Genomic DNA, 2,264 nt, shown 5'->3' on the forward strand with positions numbered 1-2,264 from the left:
TAAAAAAAATACCAATTAAAGTAGGGTGGGCAAAGTTATCTTATCTATAAGACTCATTTGAACCAAAATGTTTTTGCCCACCCTACAAGCTAAAATCTGGTATTTTATTTTTTGGCTACTCCCTAAGTAAGCATATGCGCTACGCGCACGCTACGCGAACAGCAGTCAGCAGTCAGCCGTCAGCCATTCCCGTAGCGTGGCCATTCCCGTAGCGTGCCCCAAAGGCCAAAGGCTAATAGCTGATAGCTAATAGCTGATAGCTGATAGCTGATAGCTGATAGCTGATAGCTGATAGCTGATAGCTGATAGCTGATAGCTGATAGCTGATAGCTGATAGCTGAGTGGTTAGGATAGTAATGTTTATGAAATTTTGAAACCTCCAAAATTTTGGGAGAAGGGAAAGAGTGGGCAGAACGGAATGCTATATCTTAGAGACTTAACCTATCATCCACCAGCTAGCTCCACCCCGATCTTGAAGGGTCTGAATCTAGAGCTAGCACCACAAGAATTAGGACTAGTGATTGGTGTTAGTGGTTCTGGTAAAAGCACATTATTGGAAATTTTGGCAGGATTAGCCCAGCCGACGGCAGGAAAAATCTTTTGGGGAGAAACTGAACTCACCAACGACCACCTACCCCAACTGGCAGGATTAGTGTTTCAGTTTCCAGAACGGCATTTCTGTGGTAAGACTATCCTGGAAGAATTGCGGATGGGACATCCAGAGTTGGGGTCACAGAGGGTTTATGATGCTTTGGGGGAAGTGGGACTGGCTGATTTCCCCCTGCATACTTCACCCCATGCTATGAGTGGTGGTCAGCAGCGACGCCTTGCTCTGGCAGTACAACTGATTCGTCAACCCCATATACTGATGTTGGATGAACCAACAGCTGGATTAGACTGGTCTATGCGAAGACAGTTAGTTAATCTGCTGGCAAAACTCAAAACCCACTGGACACTGCTAGTGGTGACTCACGATGCTAGGGATTTACTGCCTATTGCTGACCGCTGCTGGACTCTTAAGCAAGGGGAATTAAAAGCTGTTGATTTAGCTAGTGCTGAGTTATGAGTGTTGCCAACAGCTATCAGCGGTCAGCTATCAGCGGTCAGCGGTCAGCGGTCAGCGGTCAGCGGTCAGCGGTCAGCGGTCAGCGGTCAGCGGTCAGTAGACGTAACTCAGATTAAACGAATGTTTACCTGTTGTCTTGATGCAGTCGCTCATGGGGGAAACTCCCAAGACCGTAATGGTGCGTTTACAGTCGTCGAATTAAATTCGCCACGGGTCGCACCTCTGCATCGCTTATTCAAAAGCACCTCAAGTAGCGTGGCACAGGCTTCGACGCTGTGACTTAACCCATAAGCTGATAACTGAAAGCTGAAAGCTGAAAGCTGATAACTGAAAGCTGAAAGCTTACGTGTTGAGTAGTTTTAAAAGTAAAAAATGACAAATGACCAAAATGTTTTATTGCTGCCACAGATGACAGAGGTTTGGCAAGAAACTCTAAATTGGCAGCCAGCTCCAGAACAACAACAGTTGTTTCAGAAACTATATGAAGGGATTTTGTCAGGCAATCGCCAGTTGAATTTAACTCGGATTACGGCTCCCGAGGAGTTTTGGGAAAAGCACCTGTGGGATTCTTTGGTAGGATTGGCTCCAATATGGCAGTCTATAACTCCAGGACAGAGAATTATTGATATTGGAACGGGGGCGGGATTTCCGGGATTACCAGTTGCGATCGCATTTCCTAATACTGCTATTACTTTACTCGATTCCACTCGCAAAAAAATTACTTTTCTTCAAACCTTAATCCCCCAGTTGGAAATCAATAATGTTACAACCTTAGTTGGCAGAGCAGAAGCTATTGGACAGAAGCAGCAGCATCGACACTCCTACGATATTGCTCTAGTTCGTGCTGTTAGTGCCCCTTCTGTTTGTGCTGAATATGCTCTACCACTTCTGAAACAGGGAGGTTTGGCGATTCTCTATCGTGGTCATTGGACAGATGAAGAAACCGAAGCTTTACAGCCAGCGGTAAAAAAGTTAGGTGGAAGAATTGAATCAGTTGAAAAATTTACTACGCCTTTGAGTGATAGTGTTCGTCATTGTTTGTTTTTGAAAGTATTATCACCAACAGTAGCTAAGTTTCCCCGTGCTGTAGGATTACCAGCACAAGACCCTTTGAATTAGAAGATAGATTTTTTGTAAGCGGTCAGCGGTCAGCGGTCAGCGGTCAGCGGTAAGCGGTCAGCGGTCAGCGGTCAGCGGA

Annotated in this window: 4 protein-coding genes; 3 read left to right on the forward strand and 1 reads right to left on the reverse strand. The window is 45.6% G+C overall.

Annotated elements, in window-relative coordinates:
• Nucleotides 1-179: 179 nt before the first annotated feature.
• On the reverse strand, nucleotides 180-383 hold the full coding sequence (locus F6K20_RS34890; protein ID WP_008179766.1) for a hypothetical protein: 204 nt from the start codon (nucleotides 381-383) through the stop codon (nucleotides 180-182).
• Between the two features lie 35 nt (nucleotides 384-418).
• Between F6K20_RS34890 and F6K20_RS34895 the strand changes: the two genes are divergently transcribed.
• The 3 genes from F6K20_RS34895 to rsmG all read left to right on the forward strand — a co-directional run bounded on the left by F6K20_RS34895 (nucleotide 419) and on the right by rsmG (nucleotide 2,185).
• Nucleotides 419-1,066, forward strand: coding sequence for an ABC transporter ATP-binding protein (locus F6K20_RS34895; RefSeq protein ID WP_008179764.1), 648 nt, complete (start codon nucleotides 419-421; stop codon nucleotides 1,064-1,066).
• Entirely contained in the window at nucleotides 1,067-1,345 is a 279-nt protein-coding gene (locus F6K20_RS34900; RefSeq protein WP_287297865.1) for a hypothetical protein, read from the forward strand.
• Nucleotides 1,346-1,438: 93 nt separating this feature from the next.
• Nucleotides 1,439-2,185 carry a 16S rRNA (guanine(527)-N(7))-methyltransferase RsmG gene (rsmG, locus tag F6K20_RS34905; RefSeq protein WP_008179760.1) on the forward strand — a complete coding sequence of 249 codons (747 nt, stop codon included), beginning with the start codon at nucleotides 1,439-1,441 and terminating at the stop codon, nucleotides 2,183-2,185.
• The last annotated feature ends 79 nt before the right edge of the window (nucleotides 2,186-2,264 follow it).

Origin of the sequence: Moorena sp. SIO2C4 (assembly GCF_010672485.1) — a bacterium.
Taxonomy (GTDB): domain Bacteria; phylum Cyanobacteriota; class Cyanobacteriia; order Cyanobacteriales; family Coleofasciculaceae; genus Moorena; species Moorena producens.